The sequence below is a fragment of the Streptomyces sp. A0958 genome (genome assembly GCF_004795035.1).
GTDB lineage: Bacteria > Actinomycetota > Actinomycetes > Streptomycetales > Streptomycetaceae > Streptomyces.
Genome location: NZ_SSBK01000041.1, coordinates 18910 through 36569 on the forward strand (window position 1 = coordinate 18910; position 17660 = coordinate 36569).

A 17660-nucleotide genomic window follows, 5' to 3' on the forward strand; every position below is an offset into this window, starting at 1 on the left:
ACGATCTCCGTCCCGCTGCCCGGCCAGTACGTGTGTAACCACCACCGGAGTCCGTTGCTCGACGGCCGGGAGCGTTGGCTCGACGTCCTGGAGAGCCTCTGCACGCCCACCGTCGTGGGCGTCGCACGCCGCGCGGACCCGGCGGGCCGCGCGGCGTGCGGCGGGCCGGGCGGCGTCAACGCGCGCCTCGGAGCCGCCCAGCGTGCGCGTCGGCGCCGCCTCGGTGCCGAACTCCGCCCCGCTCGCTGCTGACCGCCGGGTGTGCCCCGGCGGTCAGGCTGAGCTCACTTGCCGGCGAGGCTCCACGTACCGTCGCTGCCTTCGGCGGTGTTGTTGAGGGCGGTCCACTCGGCGTCGTCGAGGTTGAGGGCCGCGCGGAGGTAGGCGGAGATCACGTCGGCTGTGAGGGCGACACGGGCAGGGTCCTCGTCGGTGGTCTCGGCGACCTTCTCGCCGGCGATTCCGCCCATGGTGTGCTCGGCCTCAGTGATGCTGAGCAGGCTCTTGGGCGCCGGGCTGAGGTGGTAGGCGTCGGTGAACCACTCCGGCCCGCGGGTGGAGAGCTGCGAGTCGTCCTTGCCGCCCGCGACGACCAGGGCCGGGGTGGTCATGGTGGAGAAGTCCGGCTTCATGAACGGAAGGTTCTCGGCGGCGAACGGGGTGAGGGTGTCGCCGGTTCCCGTCGCCCCGATCAGCGCGCCGGCCGAAACCGCGGAGTGGGAGAAGTCCTCTCCCGCTACACCCTCGGCGTCCAGCACGCGTGCACCGAGGAGGGCGCCCGCGGTCTGGGCGCCCCAGGAGTGGCCGACCACGGCAGTGCGCTCACGGTCGGCGCGGGTCTCCAGGCCGGCCTGGGCCAGGACGTCTGCGAGGTGGTCGAGGATCGCGTGCAGGTCGGTGATCCGCACGCGCCAGATGGTGGCGAAGCGCGGGTCGTCCCAGGCGATGGCGTTGCGCCGGGAGTCCAGGTGGGTGGGCTGCACCACGACGAATCCGGCGGCGGCCCACCGGTCGACGAGGGGCTCGTACCCGTCCAGTGACCACGCGTTCCCGTGGGAGAAAACGATCACAGGCAGGTTCCGGCCCGACCGGGGTGCGGTGACCTTTACCTGAAGGTCGATGCCGCGCCCGGGCGAGGGGACGACGATCGGCTTGACCGAGACGATCTGCTGGCTGAGCGAGTGGGACGAGGACATGGGGGTCCTGCACTTTCTATGAGTACCGCGATGCCATAATTTGGCGGAGCGCCGTTCCGCCAAACTAGCGGAACATTGTTCCGCGAGCAACAGGAGGCTTCCGTGCAGGAGTCGGTCTCAGTACGCCAAGCACAGGCTCAGCGCACCCGCAGTGGCGTGCTGGAGGCCGCTGCGGCAGTCTTCGTGGACCGGGGCATCCAGGCGCCCGTCCGCGACATCGCCGAACGCGCCGGCGTCGGTGTCGGCACGGTCTACCGAAACTTCCCGACCCGCGCGGATCTCGTCACCGCCGTCTACCGGCACCAGATCGACGCCTGCGCCGCCCTCGCCCCCCGGCTTCTTGAGGAATCCGCCTCGCCGTTCACCGCTCTCGCCCTGTGGACGGACGCGTTCGTGGACTTCCTGGTGACCAAGCACGGCCTCGGCGCGGCGCTGGGGTCCGGTGACCCAGGACTGGAGAACCTCCACGCCCTCATGCTCGACACCCTGGTGCCGGCCTGCGCGTCATTGCTGGACGCCTGCGCCGCCACCGAGGAACTGCGCCCCGGTGTCGCCGCCTACACGCTCCTGCGCGCCATCGGAAACCTCTGCATCACCGGCCCCGACTACGGCCAGGCCGACGCCAAGGGCATGGTCGCCCTCCTCCTCGCCGGATGCCGCAGCGAGGTATGACGGCTGCCTCGATCCCGGCCTCGTGAGGAACGAGGTTCTGACGTCGACCTGGATGTGGCCACGCCCGCCATCGCCAACACCCCGGACCATGACGGGCAACCGCACGGTGGTGGAGAAAGACACAAAGAGCATGGCGGGGGAGCGGGTGCCGCCGCTTCCGAGCCTCGTACAGCAGGCGTTGAAGACGTGTCGCGCCAGGCAGGCACCGGAACGCCTGGCGGCGGGCGAAGGGTACGGGGGCGGCAGGTACGTGCTCGCGAATGAAACCGGGGACGCGCTGAACGGTCGGCGGTTTCGGGTACGGGCCAGGTACGGGCTCACAGGATTATGGGCGCAAACGGCCTCCGTAGGGTTCGTCTCTACGATGCTCGGGCGTCTTGCCTGACGTACCTCGCCGACAACGGCGTGCCAGATCACCTACTCGCCAAGTGGGCCGCGCACACGGACGTGAAGACGACGAAGAAGCGGAGTTCCCCCCGCGAGCTGGATGTTCCGGGTGCTGGATCACTCATGGGCGCTCACCTTTTCTGGCTGCGGGGCTGGGGTGTTGGCGACGTCGGAGCGCCAGGTCCATACGAGCCGAGCGCCAGGATCGTCCACGCGGACAACGACCCGATCGTCCTGCGCCACGCGGAGGCCCTGCTCGTCAGTGCGCCCGAGGGTGCCACCGACTACCTCCACGCCGATGTGCGGGAGCCGGAGGCGACCCTCGAACGGGCCCGTGGACTCATGGACTTCGACCGGCCCGTCGCTCTGTCGCTGATCGCGCTGATGCACTTCCTGCCGGACGACCAGGACCCGTACGGCATCACCCGCACCCTGGTCGACGCGCTGCCCGCCGGCATCTGTCTCGTCCTCTCGCACGGCACCGCCGACCAGCACCCGGAGCTGGGGCAGGAGACCAGGACGGCGTACAAGAAGGGCGCCATCGCGCTGCGGATGCGTACGCGGGCCGAGGTCGAGCCGTTCTTCGAGGGGCTGGACCTCGTCGAGCCCGGGCTCGACCCCGCGACCGAGCGGTACCGCGAGGAGCCCGCGCCGGCCGTCGAGCGCAGCGGTTTCTACGTGGGGGTGGGGCGGGTCCGCTGACGGGCGGTACGGCGGCCGGCGCCCCGGGAGACGGTGAGGGCGTCCCAGTCCGGGCCGCGTTCGGGGAGGAGGTCCGGGTCGCTCAGGACGTGGCCGGCCTGGATCTCCGGCAGGAGGCGGCGTCCCAGGACCTGGCCGGCGCAGATGATGCCGCTCAGGGCGGAGCCGGTCACGCCGGTTCCGTAGCGGGTGCTGGCGCCGACGACGTGGAGGCCCGCGACCTGGGTGCGGGTGTCGGGACGGCCGCCGGCGCGGCCCCATGAGGCCAGGCCGTACGGGGTGCCGCCGGTGGAGCGGGTGTAGCGCTCCTGGGTGAGGGGGGTCGCGGCCTCCAGATGGACCATGTCGTCCCGGAAGGGGCCGACGATGCCCTCGGCGGCGGTCAGCATGGCCTCGGTGAGGCGGGCCTTGGCCTTGCGGTAGGTGTCGTTGCGGCGGTAGCGCTGGCCGTCCGCCGGTCCGGCGTCCAGTCCCCAGTGCCCGTATCCGGGCGGACACAGCGTCATCACCTGGAAGTTGCTGTGTCCCGGCGGGCACACTCGCGGCGAGCCCGGGTCGCGCTGCGAGGCGAACGACATGAACAGCAGGGGCACCGGGTCGAGGTCCCCCTCGGCCACCCTGCGGTACGCCGCGTCGATGTCGCCGTCCGCGTACCACCACACGTTGGCGTTGCGGCGCTCCGGCAGCGGCCGGTCGAGTGCGACGTACAGGCAGGCCAGGGGCAGCGCCATCGTCGCCTGCCGGGCCCGCTTGACCAGCGGTCCGGGGAGGTGCGCCTCGCCCACCAGGTCGAGGACGGTCCTGCGGTAGTCGGCGTTCGAGACGACGAGCGGTGCGCTGAAGCGCCGCCCGTCCGTGAGGCCCACACCTGCGGCCCTGCTTCCCTCGACGAGGACGCGCTCCACCGTGGTCCGGGTCAGGAGCCGGCCGCCGTGCGCCTCCAGCACCTCGACCAGGGCGGCGGCGAGCGTCTGCCCGCCGCCCCGCGGGTAGTAGGCGCCGCGCATGTAGTGGTCGGTGACGTTCGCGTGCAGGGAGACGGTCACCTGGGACGGGCTCATCCCGTAGTTCAGGGACTGCGCCGCCAGCAGCGTCCTGGCGGCCGGCGACAGCCCGCAGTGGTCGAACAGCGCGGTCAGCGTCCGGCGCCCCCAGGCGAGCGTCGTGGGAGCCGCCCGCATCTGCTCGGCGGCCGTCAGGTCCCGGTCGGCCAGTGACATCGCGTACGACTCCGCACCCAGCGCGGAGCACACGTCGACGAAGAGGTCGAAGCCCGACGCGTCCCCGGGCAGCGTCTCCTTCAGCCGCTGCCGGTAACGCGGCCAGCCGGCCGGCACGTGCATCGACACATCCGGGAGGACGATCTCGTCGAAGCCGTCCTGGTCCATCTCCAGGAACGAGACCCGCCCGCCGAGCCCGAGCCCGCCGAAGATCGTCGGCAGCAGGCCGCCGGGGGCGCAGTCGCCCAGGTAGTGGACGCCCACGTCGAACTCGTACGCCCGGCGGCGCCGGAACACATGGCTGTTGCCGCCCGCGACGTCGTGCTGCTCGACCACGAGCACCCGCAGCCCGCCTGCCGCGAGATAGGCGGCGCAGACGAGTCCGCCCATTCCCGAGCCGACGACGATCGCGTCCCACGCCTCGTCGTCCGTCACGGGCGCACTTCCGCCGCGGCCGTCAGCTTCTCGGCGTGGCGCAGCGCGACGGCCGCGTGGTGCAGATCGGCCTCCTCGTGGGGGACGTTCAGGATGATCGTGGTGATGCCCATGGCCAGATAGCGGGCGAGATACGCGCCCACCTCCTCGTAGGAACCCACCAGGTAGGGGCAGTACTCCTTGTACGTGCGCAGCGGGTGCATCCAGTACGGCGACGGCTCCGCCACCGGCGTTGCCGCGTCCTCGGAGAGCCGCCCCATCCAGGCGGAGTCCGAGAACCGGTTCGCGATCCGGTACTGCCGTTCGCCGTCGGGGTCGTCGGGGAAGCGGTCGTGCGCCGTGCGCCAGGCATCTTCGGGGTCGTCGCGGGCGATGATGCCGATCCGCAGCCCGCCGCCGCGCAGTTCGGCCGATCCGGGCCCGTAGTCCTGCAGGGCGCGCGGATAGCGCAGCCGCACCACCCCGAGCCGCCGCTCCGCCTCCAGGCAGGCGTCCGAGGAGCCGGCCACGAACATCCGGGGGAGCAGCTCCGGGTCGGCGGGCGGGAACAGGTCGAGCCGCCGGACGCGGTAGTGCTCGCCCTCGTAACTCACCGGCTCCGGCGAGGTCAGCAGCCGGCCGATCACCTCGCCGTACTCGATGAGCCGCTCGTAGCGGGCGTCGTGCTCCAGGGCGTCGCCGATCGTCCGCATGCGGTACGGGCTGCCCCCGGTGATCAGGTTGAGGTCGACCCGCCGGCCGTGCAGGAACGCCATCGAGCTGACCATGCGGGCCACGCTGTAGGGATGCATGTACGGCGGCTGCGCCGCCACCAGGGGCACCAGGCGCTCGCTCCGCTGGATCAGCATCTGGGCCACCGCCCACGGGTCCACGACATCGTGGTCGGTGAAGATCAGCAGCCCCCGCAGGCCGGCGTCGTCCGTCCAGCGTGCCGAGCGGGCGAGATCGCGGCGGAACTCCTCCGGCCGGGCCCGGGACGAGGGCGGGCAGGTGGCGTAGACGTCGAGCAAGGTTCCTCTTCTCCTCACCGGGGCGCGCATGCGGGGAGCTCCTCACCGGGGCGGCGCATGCGGGGGCGCGTCGTGCGGGCCTCAGGACAGCACGGGAGCACCGGCACGGACAGGTAGATCGACCGGCAACTGGGCGGCGCGCAGTTGCCGGTCAGTTGCCTGGACGGCACCGACGGGTGATCGCAGTCTTGTCGGCGGGCCGGGACAGCCGAAGGCGTCGGCGGACGGACGGGACGAGCGGGGGAGGCAGGAATGCTGTACGTCAGACGCGTGGCCGTCTTCGTGCCTCAAAGCCGCCTGAACGTCGAGGAGTTGCGCGATCCACTGGAACTGACGGATGTACAGGTCCAGCTCTATCGGCGGTTCCTCGGCATGCGGCGGATCGCCGTCGCCCCGGAGCACTCCGTCCTGGAGATGCTGACCGCCACCGGTGAGGCCGCCCTGGCCGGAGCCGACCGGGCCGGGGTGCGCTACCTCATCCATGCCCACACGATGCAGCACGCCGTGCCGGACTCCGCCGAACTGCTGGCCCGGCTGCGCGAGAAGCTCGGCCTGGAGCACACCCGCAGCTTCGCGCTCTCGCACCAGAACTGCGCGGCCGGGCTGTACACCCTGCGCCTTGCAGCCTCACTGCTGAGGACGGAGCGCACTGCGAGCACCGCGCTGCTCCTGGGTGGCGAGAAGGTCCTCTCCCCGCTGGTCCAGCAGAACGCCGGACTCACCCTGCTCGGTGAGGCGGCGGCCGGCTGGCTCGTCGGCGGGGAGAGGCCCGGGCACGAGGTGCTGTCGGTGGCGTACCGGGTGCTCAGCGGCTTCCACGAGGTCTTCGGCATGACGGACGAGGCGCGACGGCGGTACGAGAGGGCCTACATACCCACCATCGCCGAGGTGGCGCGGGAGGCGGCCGAAGCGGCCGGAACCAGCCCCGGGCAGGTCGGGCTGATCCTTCCGCACAACGTCAACCGGCTGTTCCTCCAGCAGTTCGGCAGAGCTCTGGGCGTGCCCGGCGAGCGGGTCTTCACGGACAACGTCTCCGAGCTCGGCCACTGCTTCTGTGCCGACCCGTTCATCAATCTCTCCAGCGCTCTGACCGCGGGCCTGCTCCGCACGGGCGATCTGGCTCTCCTGGTCTCCGCAGGGCTGGGAGCAACGTTTTCGGCGGCTGTCATTCGCGTGGGCGAGGAAGTGGGGACGAGCGTGGGCGAGGTACCGGGCACATGACGTTCAGCGAACGGCTCAAGGAAGCGGTCACCGGGGACCCCGGCGCGAGCTTCGTCTATCTCAGCAACTTCGAGGTCGAGCGCGTCTGGGGTGCGGACGAGCCCAAACTCCCCGGCAGCGGCCTGTCCTTCTCGGCGGTGACCGTCAACCGCATGGAGGAGGTCGGCGTCCTCCTCGCCGACCGGCAGGACGCCGTGATCCTCAAGGAGCGCGTCGACCCAGACTACCTCGGCTACCTGGAGGATCTGGACGCCGTGCACGGCGCCCTGCTGATGGTGGACGGCAACGACCCCGAGCGCTCGGTCACCGAGGACGCGCTGGAGTCCCCGGACCTGCTGGCCACGCTCAAGGCCCTCGACGACGGCCGGACCCACCTCGCGCCGCTGGGGATCTCCGACCGCGAGGAGCGGCTGTCCCAGGCCACCGGCCTCCCGCTGGCCGGGCCTTCGGCCGAGGTGTGCCGGCGCGTCAACGGCAAGATCTTCAGCCGCGAACTCACCGAGAGCGCCGGGCTGGTGACCATCCCCGGCACCGCCTGCCGCACCGTGGCGGAGCTGTCCCGCGCACTCGACTTCCACCTGGCCCGCTCCCCGCGCGTCGTGGTCAAGGAGTCCATGGGCGTCTCCGGGCGCGGCATGGTCGTCCTCGACTCGCCCGGCCGCGCGGCACGCCTGGTCCGGATGATGGGCCGGCGCGGCCAGGACGCACCGGTGCGGCTGGTGGTGGAGGAGTGGATCGACAAGGCCTACGACCTCAACTACCAGTTCATCGTGGCCCGGGACGGCACGGTGGGCTTCGAGACGGTCAAGCGGGCCCTCACCGAGAACGGGGTGCACCGCGGCCACGCCTTCCCGCCCGAACTGCCCGGCGGCGCCGAGGACCGGCTGCGGGAGAGCGCCGAGGTGATCGGGGGCCGGCTGCACGCGGAGGGCTACTTCGGGCTGGTCGGCGTCGACGCGCTGATGGGCACCGACGGGCTGCTGCACCCGTGCCTGGAGATCAACGCCCGGTTCAACATGGCGACGTACCAGAACCGGTTCGCCGAACGGTTCGTCGCGCCGGGGCAGCACGCCCTGGCCGGGGTGATCGACCTCAAGCCCGTACGCCGGCACTCCTTCGACGAGGTGCGCGCGGCGCTGGACGGACTGCTGTACGACGAGCGCTCCCGGACCGGGCTGCTCGTCAACAACTTCTCCACCCTCAATGCCGCCGTCGACCAGGGCCGCCGCAGCCAGGGCCGGCTGTACGGCATCGCCGTGTCGGACAGCGCCGCAGGGGCGCGGGACATCCAGGTGGCGGCGGAAGACCGGCTCGCAGAGATGACGCGGAAGGCATGATGGACGACTTCGACTGGCCCGACCTGGCCCGACGTTTCGGGACCCCCGCCTATGTGTACGACGGCGACGCACTGGCCCGGCAGATCACCGGCCTGCGCGAGGCGCTCCACCCGGACCTGGAGATCTTCTTCTCGCTGAAGTCCAACCCCAACCCGGCCGTCTACGGCATCCTGCACGCGCACGGCGCGCGGGCCGAGGTCTCCTCGCTGGCCGAGCTGACCACGGTGCTCGCGGCGGGCACCGCACCCCGGGACATCCTCTTCCTCGGGCCCGGCAAGAGCGAACGCGAACTCGCCGCCTGCATCGACAACGGGCTCTACGCGATCGTCTGCGAGTCCTTCCAGGAACTGGCCGACATCGACCGCCTCGCCGCCGAACGTGACGTACGCCAGCGCGTCATGCTGCGCGTCAACCCCGCCTACTCGGCCTCCGGTTCACGGTTGACGATGGGCGGCAAGCCCCGGCAGTTCGGCATCGACGAGGCCGCCGTGCTCGAGGCCGGCGACCTCGTCGCACGGCACCCGAACGTCGACCTCGCCGGCATCCAGGCCTACCTGGGCACCCGGATTCTGGACGCGGACGTGGTGGTGGGCAACACCACGTACATCCTCGACCTGAGCGAACGCGTCAGCGCGGCGCTCGGCATCCGCCTCGACGTGGTCGACGTGGGCGGCGGCCTCGGGGTGCCCTACTTCGACGGCGAGGAGGAGTTCGACCTCAAGGCCCTCCAGGCCGAGCTGAACCCGCTGCTCGACACCTTCCGTGCCGCCCACCCCGGGACCCGGCTGATCATGGAGTCGGGCCGCTACCTCACCGCGGACGCCGGCACTTATGTGGTGGGGGTCCGGTACACCAAGGAGTCCATGGGGGAGCGGTTCGCCGTCACCGACGGCGGAACGCACCACCACATGGCGGCCGTCGGCATCGGCTCCTTCGTCAAACGCAACTTCCCGATCGAGCTGCTCGCGCACGGGGACGGGGACGGGCGCGGGCGCGGGGATAGCCACGGGGACTCCGGCGGCGTGGCGGAGCCGGAGGCCGGCACCGGACGCTGGACGGTCACCGGACCGCTGTGCACCCCCAATGACACCATCGGCAAGAAGGTCGCACTGCCCGCCCTGAACCCCGGGGACCTGCTCGGGGTGCGGCGGTCGGGGGCCTACGGACCCTCCGCGTCCCCGGTGCTCTTCCTCAGCCACGGCTATCCGGCCGAGGTCCTCGTGACGGGCGGCGAGGCCCGCCTCATCAGGGAACGCGACACCACGGACGACCTGCTCGCCAAATACCGGCCGTGACCGCACCGGCCGCACAAGCACCCGCACCCGCACTTGAAATCCGACCGACGTCATCGCGCCACGAGGAGCCCGACCCATGGACCGCTCGCAGACCATCGCCCGACTCCGGGACACGCTCGCCGAAGTCCTGGACAAGGAGATCCCCGTACTCACCGAGGAGACGCGGCTGTTCGAGGACCTCGCCCTGGACTCCACCAGCGTCATCGAGATGCTGATGGTCATGGAGGACACCATGGGCCTGGAAATCGACCCGGAGGAGCTGGAGCCGGAGGTGTTCGCCACCGTCGGCAGCATCACCGACTACGTGCTGTCCATGTCGGCCGCCCCCGCGACGAGCTGACCCGTGCCCCTCACCTCCACCGCGGCCCGCCGGCCGGACCGCGGCCACCCCGGCGCGGCGATGCGGGTGCGCCGCCCCGCCGGGCGGCTCTTCGCGGAACGGCGCCGCGACCCCGGCCCCGTCGAGCACCGGTACCTGAGCGACCTGCTCGACGCGGCCGGTGAGGGCCCCGGAGCCGCCGCCCTCGCCGGCGCCCGGTCCAACGACAACACGTACACCCGGATGACCGCCGAGCTGCTCGGCGACCTGGCGGAGCCCCTGCCGCCGCTGGACCGCATGGTGCTCGCCTACGCACTGCCCGATCCCGCGGTCCGGGAACTCGCCGGGTGCGGCATCGCCGACCTGTGCGCCGGCGACCCCGACGTGTTCTCCGTGTCCGGGCAGGGGGCGGGCGCGCCCTTCACCGCGCTGCGCATCCTCGCCGCCGGGCACGACGAGGGCGTGCCGGCCGACGGCGGCTGCCTGGTCTTCGACCAGCGCACCGGGCCGCTCACCCGGCTGTGGCCCGGCGCCGTCGCCGGGGCCGACTCCGTCGTCCTGCTGCACACCACCACGGCGGGCGGACGTCCGCTGCGCTTCCTGCACGACGCCCCGGCCCCGGACCCGGCGGCCGCGCTGGCCGGGGTGGCCCGCTCCTTCCCGGCCGACCACCTGTTCCTCGGGCCCGGACTGGCCGCTGCGGTGGACGGGTCCCGGACCGGGACCGGAGTGGCTGTTGCGGCGGGTGGGTACCGGCCCGGGCCCGGACTGGCCCATGCGGCGGACGCGTCCCGCGCCGGGACCGGCGAGGTCCACCCGGTGGCGGACCTCCTGCCGTGCACCGGGCTGTGGCACGCCGCCGCCCGGTACTGGGACCACCCAGGGCCGCTGCTGCTCGCGCAGACGGACCCCGTGTCCGGCCGGCTGTACGCGGCCGGGTTCGGTGCCGGGGACGGACCGGGCCGGTGACGACCGCGATCTCCGCGGTGGCCATGCGGGTGCCGCCCGTCCGGGAGCCGGTCGGCGACATCCTGGCCAGGGCCGGCCGCTCGGCCGCCGAACAGCGCATGCACCAGCGGGTGTACGGGCTGCGCGACACCCGCGTGCTGGCCGGGGACGAGACCTTCGAGGACCTGCTCGCCGGCGCCGGTACCGAAGCGCTGCACGGCCACCGGCCCGATCTGGTGCTGTACGGCCACACCGTGCTGACCCAGAGCATGGCCTACCGGCCCGGGTTCGCCCGGCGGCTCGGCGAACGCCTCGGCGCACCCGGCGTGCCCGTCCTCGGGATCACCCAGACCGCCTGCACCTCGGTGCTGCACGGCATCGACCTGGCGTCGCGCTGGCTGCGCGGGCCCGGCCGGGCCGGGCAGCGGGTCCTCGTGCTCGGCGGCGACCAGGGGTCGGTGTCCGACGCGATACGGATCATCCCCGGGGTCACCGTCGCCGGGGACGGTGCGGCGGCCGTCGTCGTGCACCGGGGCACGGACCGCTACGCCTACCTGGGCGGCGCCCGCGCCAAGGACACCCGCTTCCACCGCAACATGGCGATGGAGGCCGAGGAGCGCCGGTTCTTCGGCCCGGCCACCGAGGCGGGCGCCGTCGACGTGGTGGGCGCGGCGGTGGCGGCCGCCGGTCTCGCGCTCGCGGACATCGACTGGATCCTGCCGCACCACAACAACGCCATGTTCTGGCGGGGTTTCGCGCGGACCACCGGCTTCCCCCGGGACCGGATCGCGCTGGACCTGCTGGCGGAGTACGGCCATGTCTTCGGGATCGACGGGCTGCTCGCGCTGGAACACCTCGACCGCTCGGGCCGCCTGCCGACGGGCGGCCGCGGGGTGCTCGTCGCCCTGGGCCAGGGCGCGTACTTCAGGGCCGCCGTCATCGAACGCAAGGAGTGAACGTGCCCGACGTGTCAGCGTGCCGCGAACTGGGCCACCGCAAGGGGCTGGCCGCGGGCCTCGCGGCCGTACTCGACGGCCTGCCCCTGCAGGAGGCGGCGCCGCGCGGACTGGTCGCCGTCCCCCGCTGGACCGGCCCCGCGGACGCCGTACCGGTGCCCCTGCCCCTCGTCCACGGCGAGGGCGTCGAGGTGCTGCGGATCGACGGGCCGGCCGGCCCCGGCCTGACCGGGACGCGCGCCGCGGCGCTGGCCGCAGTGCGCCTCGGCGTACTGGACCAGCTGCTGGACCTGGCCGTCGAGCGCCTCAGACACCGCGAGTTCGGCGGGACCCCGATCATCGAACGGCAGCTGGTCACGGGGGAGATCGCCGACCTGGTCACCGAGGCCGAGGAGCTGGCGGCGGCCCTGGAACGGGCGGACGACGGGGTGCCGCCCGCGGTGAGCGTGGCCTGGCACGAGCGGCTGGACGCGCTGGGCTGGCGCGTCGCGATGTTCTTCGGCGCCGAGGGCTACATCACCGACCATCCGGCCCGCAGCGTCCATGTGGCCGCCGTCGTGGCCAATGTGTGCGTGGCCCAGGCCTCCGACGGCCACCCCGTCTCGCCCACCCCGTCCGTCTCGCCCACCCCCTCCGCCCTGTCCGTCCCGCAGGAGGCGCCGTGCTGATCACCCTGGACGACCGGCTGCGCGCCCTGCGGGGCGCCACCGCGGAGATCGCCGCGCAGCTGCGCTCCCACGCCCTGGCCGTGGACGCGGACCCGGCGCGGATGGAGCCGTATCTGCGGCTGGAGGCCTTCGACCTGATCCGCCGGGCGACCACCCCGGACCGCTTCGGCCCCGGACCGCTCCGGCTGGATGGCCATGTCTACGACCAGCGCAGCTGCCTGGAGCGGGTCGTCTCGACCGTGGAGCTGGCCCGCGGGGACGCCGGCATGCTGCTCTCCTGCCCGGGGCCCGCGCTGGCGGGCATCCTCCTGGACGAGCTGGGCGACGAGGAGCAGCAACGCCGGTTCCACGAGCGGCTGTCCGACGGTGCGACCTGGTCCTTCTTCGCCATGACGGAGCCGGCCAGGGGCAACGACGCGAGCGCCCTGGAGACCCGTCTGGTGCCGGACGGCACGGACCTCCACCGGCTGCACGGCACCAAGCGGTACGTCGGCAACGGCTCGCGCGGCGGTGTCGGTGTCGTCTTCGCCCGGACCGGACGCGGCCCGCTGTCCATCCGGGCCGCCCTCGTCGAGCCGCCGGCGCCCGGCTACCGGGGCGAGAGCCTGGACATGGTCGGACTGCGCGGCGCCAGGCTGAGCGAGATCACGCTCGACGGGCTGCCCGTGGAGCGGGACATGCTGCTCGGCGCACACAAGCCCCCCACGCGCAGGGGGCTGTGGGGGGCCGTCCGCACCTTCCACCACATGCGGGCCCAGGTGGCCGCGATGGCCGTGGGCACCGGCCTCGCCCTGCACGAACTGGTCGTCACCCACCGCCCGGGCGCCCCCGGCGCCGACGAGGTCCTCGACCGGCTGGAGGCGTGCAGACAGCTGGTGTACGCGGCGGGCGACGCCGTCGACCGGGCACCGGACTCGGCCCGGATGCCCTCACTGGCCAAGCTCGGCGCGACCCGGCAGGCCATCGAGGTGAGCCGGTGGGCGGTGCGGTCGCTCGGCCCCGCCGCGCTCGTGGAGCACCCGCTGCTGGAAAAGTGGCGGCGCGACGTGTGCGGTCTCGAGTTCATGGAGGGGACCACCAACATCCAGCGGGAGCACATCGCCAGGAGCCGGCTGAGAACGCGGAGCGCGGCATGAGCGGCGCCCGCCTCGCCGTGGAGGCGACGGCCCTCGCGGAGGACCCCCTCGGCCCGCCGCGCTACCAGGACGTCGGCGCGGCGGTTCGGGGGCCGCTCGTCGACGTGGCCCGCCATGTGCGAAGCCTGGGCGTCCCGGCGGAAGGACTGTGCATGGTCGCCGACCCGCTGACCAGCACGGCAGATCTCGCCGTGACGGCGCTCGGGCGGCTCGGCCCGCCGCCCGGCGGCGCGGAGACGCTCGTCCTGCTCCAGTCCGGGTACGACCAGGAGCACCACACCGTGCCGCTACCCCGGATCTCGCACGAGACCCCGTGGGAGTTCACCGAGGAGTTCGGCGTCAGCCACGCCACCGGACTCGGCGGCTGCGCCGATGTGTTCGGTCTGCTCGCCGAGGTGCTGCCGCCGGGCGGCCGGGCCACCGTGCTGATCGCCGACCACTCCGAGTACGGCTTCGCCCCGGCGCTGCCCAGCGGCGTCGTCGTCGCCGTCCGGGTGGTCCACGGCCCGGGCCCGTGGCGGCTGACGTCCGGCCGTGGCGCGCTGCCGTCCGCCGTCCCGGCCCGGTGGACCGGGACGGGCGGCTGGCCACAGGTGCTCCGGCTGCTGGGGAGCATCGCGGAAGCAGCACCGTCCGCCCCGAGGGCGGGCCTGGTGGCGTCCGGTGCGTGCGATCGCGAGGCGTCGTCCGCCCTGAGGGCGGACCCGACCACGCCGGGAGCGGGCGTGCCAGGCATCGCGGGGCAGGCGGGACGCCCGGCCGCGCCAGGCGTAGCTGGGCAGACGGGACGCCCGGAACATGCCTTGGCGTCGCAGGGCGCCGCGCCGGCGTCGTCGGATGCCGCGCCGGATGCCGGGCTGGACGCTGCCCCGGCTTCGCCGGCCGTCGCGCGGGATGCCGCCCTGGCTTCGCCGGACGCCGCCCAGGCCGACGCCCCGGCGTCGCCGGCCGTCGCGCCGGACGCGTCGCCGGATGCAATGCAGGCCGTCGCGCCGTTCGCCGCGCAGGCCCCCGCATCGTACGGACCGCTGCTACTGGCCGAAGCGGAGCGGACGGCCGACGGGCCCTGGCTGTTGCTGGAGCCGGCCCCCGGGGCCGGATCATCCCTGCGGACCGGGGGCGGCCGGTGAGCGCCGAACGCGGGGCGCCGTCCGGGGCCCCCGGTACCCGGGCGATCGCGCGGTTCGCCGCGCCGCTCGTGACCGGCAGCCTCGTCGGCCAGGGCGTGCAGTTCCTGGTGGTGACGGTGCTGGGTTCGCTGGGCGGCTCGGCGCTCTATCTGCGTGCCGTGTACGTCCCCGTGGCGTTCCTCTTCCTCGCCGTCAACACCGGCCTCGGCATCACGCTCCAGGTGCTCACGGCGCGCCGGACCGGCGCCGCACAGCCCGGGGCGGTCCCCGCGCTGCTCGGCTCCGTCGCCCGTATCGGACTGCTCGTGTACGTGGTCCTGGGCGCCGCCGTCGTGCTCGGCGCCGGCCCGCTGGCCGCGCTGATGGCGGTGCCGGAGGCGCAGCGCCCGGCGTTCACCGGCTTCCTCACGGTGATGACGCTCGTCAGCCCGCTGGGCATGACCGGCGAACTCGGCGCCGCGGTGCTGCGCGGAGTGGGCGCGACCGGCCGGAGCCTGCTGATCACCGCGGCCTCGGCGGCCGTCACCCTCACCTGCCTGACCGCGCTCACGCAGGGGCCGTACGCCTCCGTCCACGCCCTGCCCTGGTCGCTCGCGCTCGGCGGCGCGGTGGAGACCGCGGCGGCCCTGCTCCTGCTGCGGCGCCGCGGCCCGTTCCCGCTCCGGGACATCGCCCGCCGGGAGCCGGGCACCCTGCGCCCGGTGATGGGCATCGGGATGCCGGTCGCCGCGTCGGTCGCACTGCTCTTCGTCGTGGAGTTCCTCCTCCTGCGGGTCGTCGCGCCCTTCGGCGAGGCCGCGGTGGCGGGCTTCTCCCTCGCCTACACGGTGCAGGCGGTGTTCATCGTCCCCGCCATGAGCTACGCCTCGTCCGTCGCGATCCTGGTCAACCAGCGCCGGGCGGCCGGACACCCCGCGCAGGCGCGGGCGGTGATGCGCCGCGGTGCCGGCCTGATAGGGGCCTGTTACGGGGGCCTCACCCTGCTCCTGACCGTGGCGGGCCCCGGCGCGGTCGGCGCGCTGCCGCTGGACGGGGCGACCGAGGCGGAAGCCGTACGGTTCATGACCCTGGTCGGCCCCACCTTCGGCTGCACGGGCCTTGCCCTCGTCGCCCTCGGGGTCATGGAACAGACCGGGCGCGGCCCGGTCGCCATCGCCATGAACACCCTGCACTTCGGCTGTGTGCTCGGCATCGGAGCGTGGGCGGCCCGGCACGAGGGCTCCACCGACGGCCTGTACGCCGTCCTCGCCGTCGGCGCGGTGATCGGCGCCCTGTTCTCCTGGCCGGTGGCCTGGCGGCTGGTCTACCGCGCCGAAGACAGCCAGGACAGCCAGGCCGCCCCGGACATCCCGGCCGCCGGATCATCCCCGCGCGGCCCCGAGCCGCGGCCGGCGGCCCCGGACGCGGTGCGGGGAGGGGAGTCGTGAGCATCCCGGAACGTCTGGCCGGGGCCTGGGCGGCCCTGCGGGGCGGCGGCCGCGGGGCCGGGCCTGTCCCGGTGCGGGTGGGGCCGGGCGCCGGGCCCGTCCCGGTGCGCGTCGGGCTGGACCTGCTGTCGGTCACCCGGTTCGAACGGATCGCCCGCCACCCGGGCGGACGGCGCATGGTCTTCCGGCCCGACGAACTCGTCTACGCCGAGAGCCTCGGCGAGGAGCGCAGGGCCGAGCACCTGGCCGGCCGGTTCTGCGCCAAGGAGGCCGTCGCCAAGGCCCTGGGCCACGGGCTGGGCCAAGGCCTCGGCTGGCGGGACATCGAGATCACGCGCGACGGCCTCGGCGCGCCGGGCGCCCGCCTGCACGGACGGGCGCAGCACCTCGCCGACCTGCAGGGCGTGACCGGCGTCGTGCTGTCACTGAGTCATCAAGACGGCCTGGCGGTCTGTGTCGCCGTGGCCCACGGGGCGTTCGGGCGCTCGCACAACCGGAGGAGAGAGACATGACCGAGCAGCACACCGGCGGCCCGCGGACCGCGCTGGTCAGCGGCGGCTCACGGGGGATCGGGCGCGCCATCGCCGTACGGCTCGCGCAGGACGGCTTCGACATCGCCTTCTGCTACCGGGGGGACCACGAAGCGGCCGCGCGGACGGCCGCCCTCGTCGAGGAACAGGGCCGCAAAGCGGTGCACCGGGCGGTGGACGTCGCCGACCCCGACGCCGTACGGGAGTTCACCGCACTGGCCCAGGACTGGCTGGGGCCGGTGCACGCCGCGGTCTCCTGCGCGGGCATCCACCGCGACCGGGCGGCCGCGCTGATGAGCGACGAGGACTGGTCCGACGTCGTGCGCACCAACCTCGACGGGGCGTTCCACCTGAGCCGGTCCGTGCTGATGGGCATGTTCCGCCGCCGGGCGGGCTCGCTCGTCCTGATCTCCTCCGTGGCCGGCATCGGCGGCACCGCCGGCCAGGCCAACTACGCGGCGTCCAAGGCCGGACTGCACGGCCTGTGCGGCAGCCTCGCCAAGGAGGCCGGCCGCTACGGGGTGCGGGCCAACGTCGTGGCCCCCGGATACATCGAGTCCGACATGGTCGCGGACCTGCCGCCGCGGGTCAGGAAGCAGGCGGCGGACGCCGTCGCGCTCGGCGGCTTCGGCTTGCCCGAGCAGGTGGCCGACTCCGTCTCCTTCCTGGTGTCGGACCGGGCCTCCTACATCACCGGAACGGTGCTGCGGGTCGACGGCGGACTGACCGTCTGAACGGACCGGCAGCCCCCGGACGCCGTACGGCGCCACCCACCGCACACCTCATCGAACCAAGGAGCGACACCATGCCGGAAACGAACAGCGACCTCACCGCGCGGCGCACGGCCGAGATCCGCGACATCATCGCCGACCTGTTCTCGGCCGAACCGGACGAGGTCGAGGCCGCCGGGTCCTTCGTCAACGACCTGGACGCCGACTCGCTGCTCGCGATCGAGCTGCTGACCCATCTGGAGAAGCGGTACGGCGTCACGATCCCCGAGGCCGAGATCGTGGAGATGGTCACCCTCAAGGCGACGTACGAGGTCGTCGCCCGGAACGCGGGCTGGTGAAC

At 73.3% G+C, this 17660-nt stretch carries 17 protein-coding genes and 1 pseudogene; 15 read left to right on the top strand and 3 right to left on the bottom strand.

All coding sequences use genetic code 11. The features are described 5' to 3' along the window. Positions 1-284 precede the first annotated feature (284 nt). Entirely contained in the window at positions 285-1196 is a 912-nt protein-coding gene (locus E6P78_RS28225) for an alpha/beta fold hydrolase (RefSeq protein WP_136206475.1), read from the bottom strand. A gap of 102 nt (positions 1197-1298) precedes the next feature. Here E6P78_RS28225 and E6P78_RS28230 point away from each other — a divergent pair, with 102 nt between their 5' ends. Then, the gene (locus E6P78_RS28230) at positions 1299-1868 is read left to right on the top strand and encodes a TetR/AcrR family transcriptional regulator (RefSeq protein ID WP_136206476.1); all 570 of its coding nucleotides are present in this window, start codon (positions 1299-1301) and stop codon (positions 1866-1868) included. A gap of 585 nt (positions 1869-2453) precedes the next feature. Continuing rightward, positions 2454-2957 (top strand): annotated as a pseudogene (locus E6P78_RS28235) (SAM-dependent methyltransferase); the annotation flags it as partial. Here E6P78_RS28235 and E6P78_RS28240 read toward each other — a convergent pair. Next, positions 2930-4612 carry an NAD(P)/FAD-dependent oxidoreductase gene (locus E6P78_RS28240; protein ID WP_240799399.1) on the bottom strand — a complete coding sequence of 561 codons (1683 nt, stop codon included), beginning with the start codon at positions 4610-4612 and terminating at the stop codon, positions 2930-2932. The pseudogene E6P78_RS28235 and the gene E6P78_RS28240 overlap by 28 nt on opposite strands. Further along, entirely contained in the window at positions 4609-5622 is a 1014-nt protein-coding gene (locus E6P78_RS28245) for an LLM class flavin-dependent oxidoreductase (RefSeq protein ID WP_168712724.1), read from the bottom strand. The genes E6P78_RS28240 and E6P78_RS28245 overlap by 4 nt, the downstream gene beginning before the upstream one ends. Positions 5623-5874: 252 nt before the next feature. Here E6P78_RS28245 and E6P78_RS28250 point away from each other — a divergent pair, with 252 nt between their 5' ends. The 13 genes from E6P78_RS28250 (at position 5875) to E6P78_RS28305 (ending at position 17658) form a co-directional block, all read left to right on the top strand. After that, a complete protein-coding gene (locus E6P78_RS28250) occupies positions 5875-6843 on the top strand; it encodes a 3-oxoacyl-[acyl-carrier-protein] synthase III C-terminal domain-containing protein (RefSeq protein WP_136206478.1) in 969 nt (322 codons plus the stop codon). Continuing rightward, the gene (locus E6P78_RS28255) at positions 6840-8180 is read left to right on the top strand and encodes an ATP-grasp domain-containing protein (RefSeq protein WP_136206479.1); all 1341 of its coding nucleotides are present in this window, start codon (positions 6840-6842) and stop codon (positions 8178-8180) included. Before E6P78_RS28250 ends, E6P78_RS28255 begins: the two co-directional genes overlap by 4 nt. Beyond that, positions 8177-9475: an alanine racemase gene (locus E6P78_RS28260; protein WP_206307936.1), complete on the top strand. Its 1299-nt coding sequence runs from the start codon at positions 8177-8179 to the stop codon at positions 9473-9475. The genes E6P78_RS28255 and E6P78_RS28260 overlap by 4 nt, the downstream gene beginning before the upstream one ends. 76 nt (positions 9476-9551) lie before the next feature. Then, the gene (locus E6P78_RS28265; protein ID WP_136206480.1) at positions 9552-9815 is read left to right on the top strand and encodes an acyl carrier protein; all 264 of its coding nucleotides are present in this window, start codon (positions 9552-9554) and stop codon (positions 9813-9815) included. A 3-nt stretch (positions 9816-9818) separates the two neighbouring features. Then, a complete protein-coding gene (locus tag E6P78_RS28270) occupies positions 9819-10763 on the top strand; it encodes a hypothetical protein (protein ID WP_136206481.1) in 945 nt (314 codons plus the stop codon). Then, positions 10760-11698 (top strand): 3-oxoacyl-[acyl-carrier-protein] synthase III C-terminal domain-containing protein, encoded by a 939-nt coding sequence (locus tag E6P78_RS28275; RefSeq protein ID WP_240799400.1) that lies wholly within the window; start codon positions 10760-10762, stop codon positions 11696-11698. Before E6P78_RS28270 ends, E6P78_RS28275 begins: the two co-directional genes overlap by 4 nt. A gap of 2 nt (positions 11699-11700) precedes the next feature. Then, positions 11701-12366, top strand: a complete 666-nt coding sequence (locus E6P78_RS28280) for an acyl-CoA dehydrogenase family protein (protein ID WP_136206482.1) — start codon at positions 11701-11703, stop codon at positions 12364-12366. Next, positions 12360-13502 carry an acyl-CoA dehydrogenase family protein gene (locus tag E6P78_RS28285; protein ID WP_240799401.1) on the top strand — a complete coding sequence of 381 codons (1143 nt, stop codon included), beginning with the start codon at positions 12360-12362 and terminating at the stop codon, positions 13500-13502. Before E6P78_RS28280 ends, E6P78_RS28285 begins: the two co-directional genes overlap by 7 nt. Continuing rightward, positions 13499-14632 (top strand): hypothetical protein, encoded by a 1134-nt coding sequence (locus tag E6P78_RS32930; protein WP_168712725.1) that lies wholly within the window; start codon positions 13499-13501, stop codon positions 14630-14632. Before E6P78_RS28285 ends, E6P78_RS32930 begins: the two co-directional genes overlap by 4 nt. Continuing rightward, positions 14629-16059, top strand: a complete 1431-nt coding sequence (locus E6P78_RS28290) for an MATE family efflux transporter (RefSeq protein ID WP_168712726.1) — start codon at positions 14629-14631, stop codon at positions 16057-16059. The genes E6P78_RS32930 and E6P78_RS28290 overlap by 4 nt, the downstream gene beginning before the upstream one ends. Then, positions 16056-16571 carry a holo-ACP synthase gene (gene acpS / locus E6P78_RS28295; protein ID WP_240799402.1) on the top strand — a complete coding sequence of 172 codons (516 nt, stop codon included), beginning with the start codon at positions 16056-16058 and terminating at the stop codon, positions 16569-16571. Before E6P78_RS28290 ends, acpS begins: the two co-directional genes overlap by 4 nt. After that, entirely contained in the window at positions 16568-17323 is a 756-nt protein-coding gene (fabG, locus tag E6P78_RS28300; RefSeq protein ID WP_136206484.1) for a 3-oxoacyl-ACP reductase FabG, read from the top strand. Before acpS ends, fabG begins: the two co-directional genes overlap by 4 nt. Positions 17324-17394: 71 nt before the next feature. Further along, on the top strand, positions 17395-17658 hold the full coding sequence (locus E6P78_RS28305) for an acyl carrier protein (protein ID WP_136206485.1): 264 nt from the start codon (positions 17395-17397) through the stop codon (positions 17656-17658). The last annotated feature ends 2 nt before the right edge of the window (positions 17659-17660 follow it).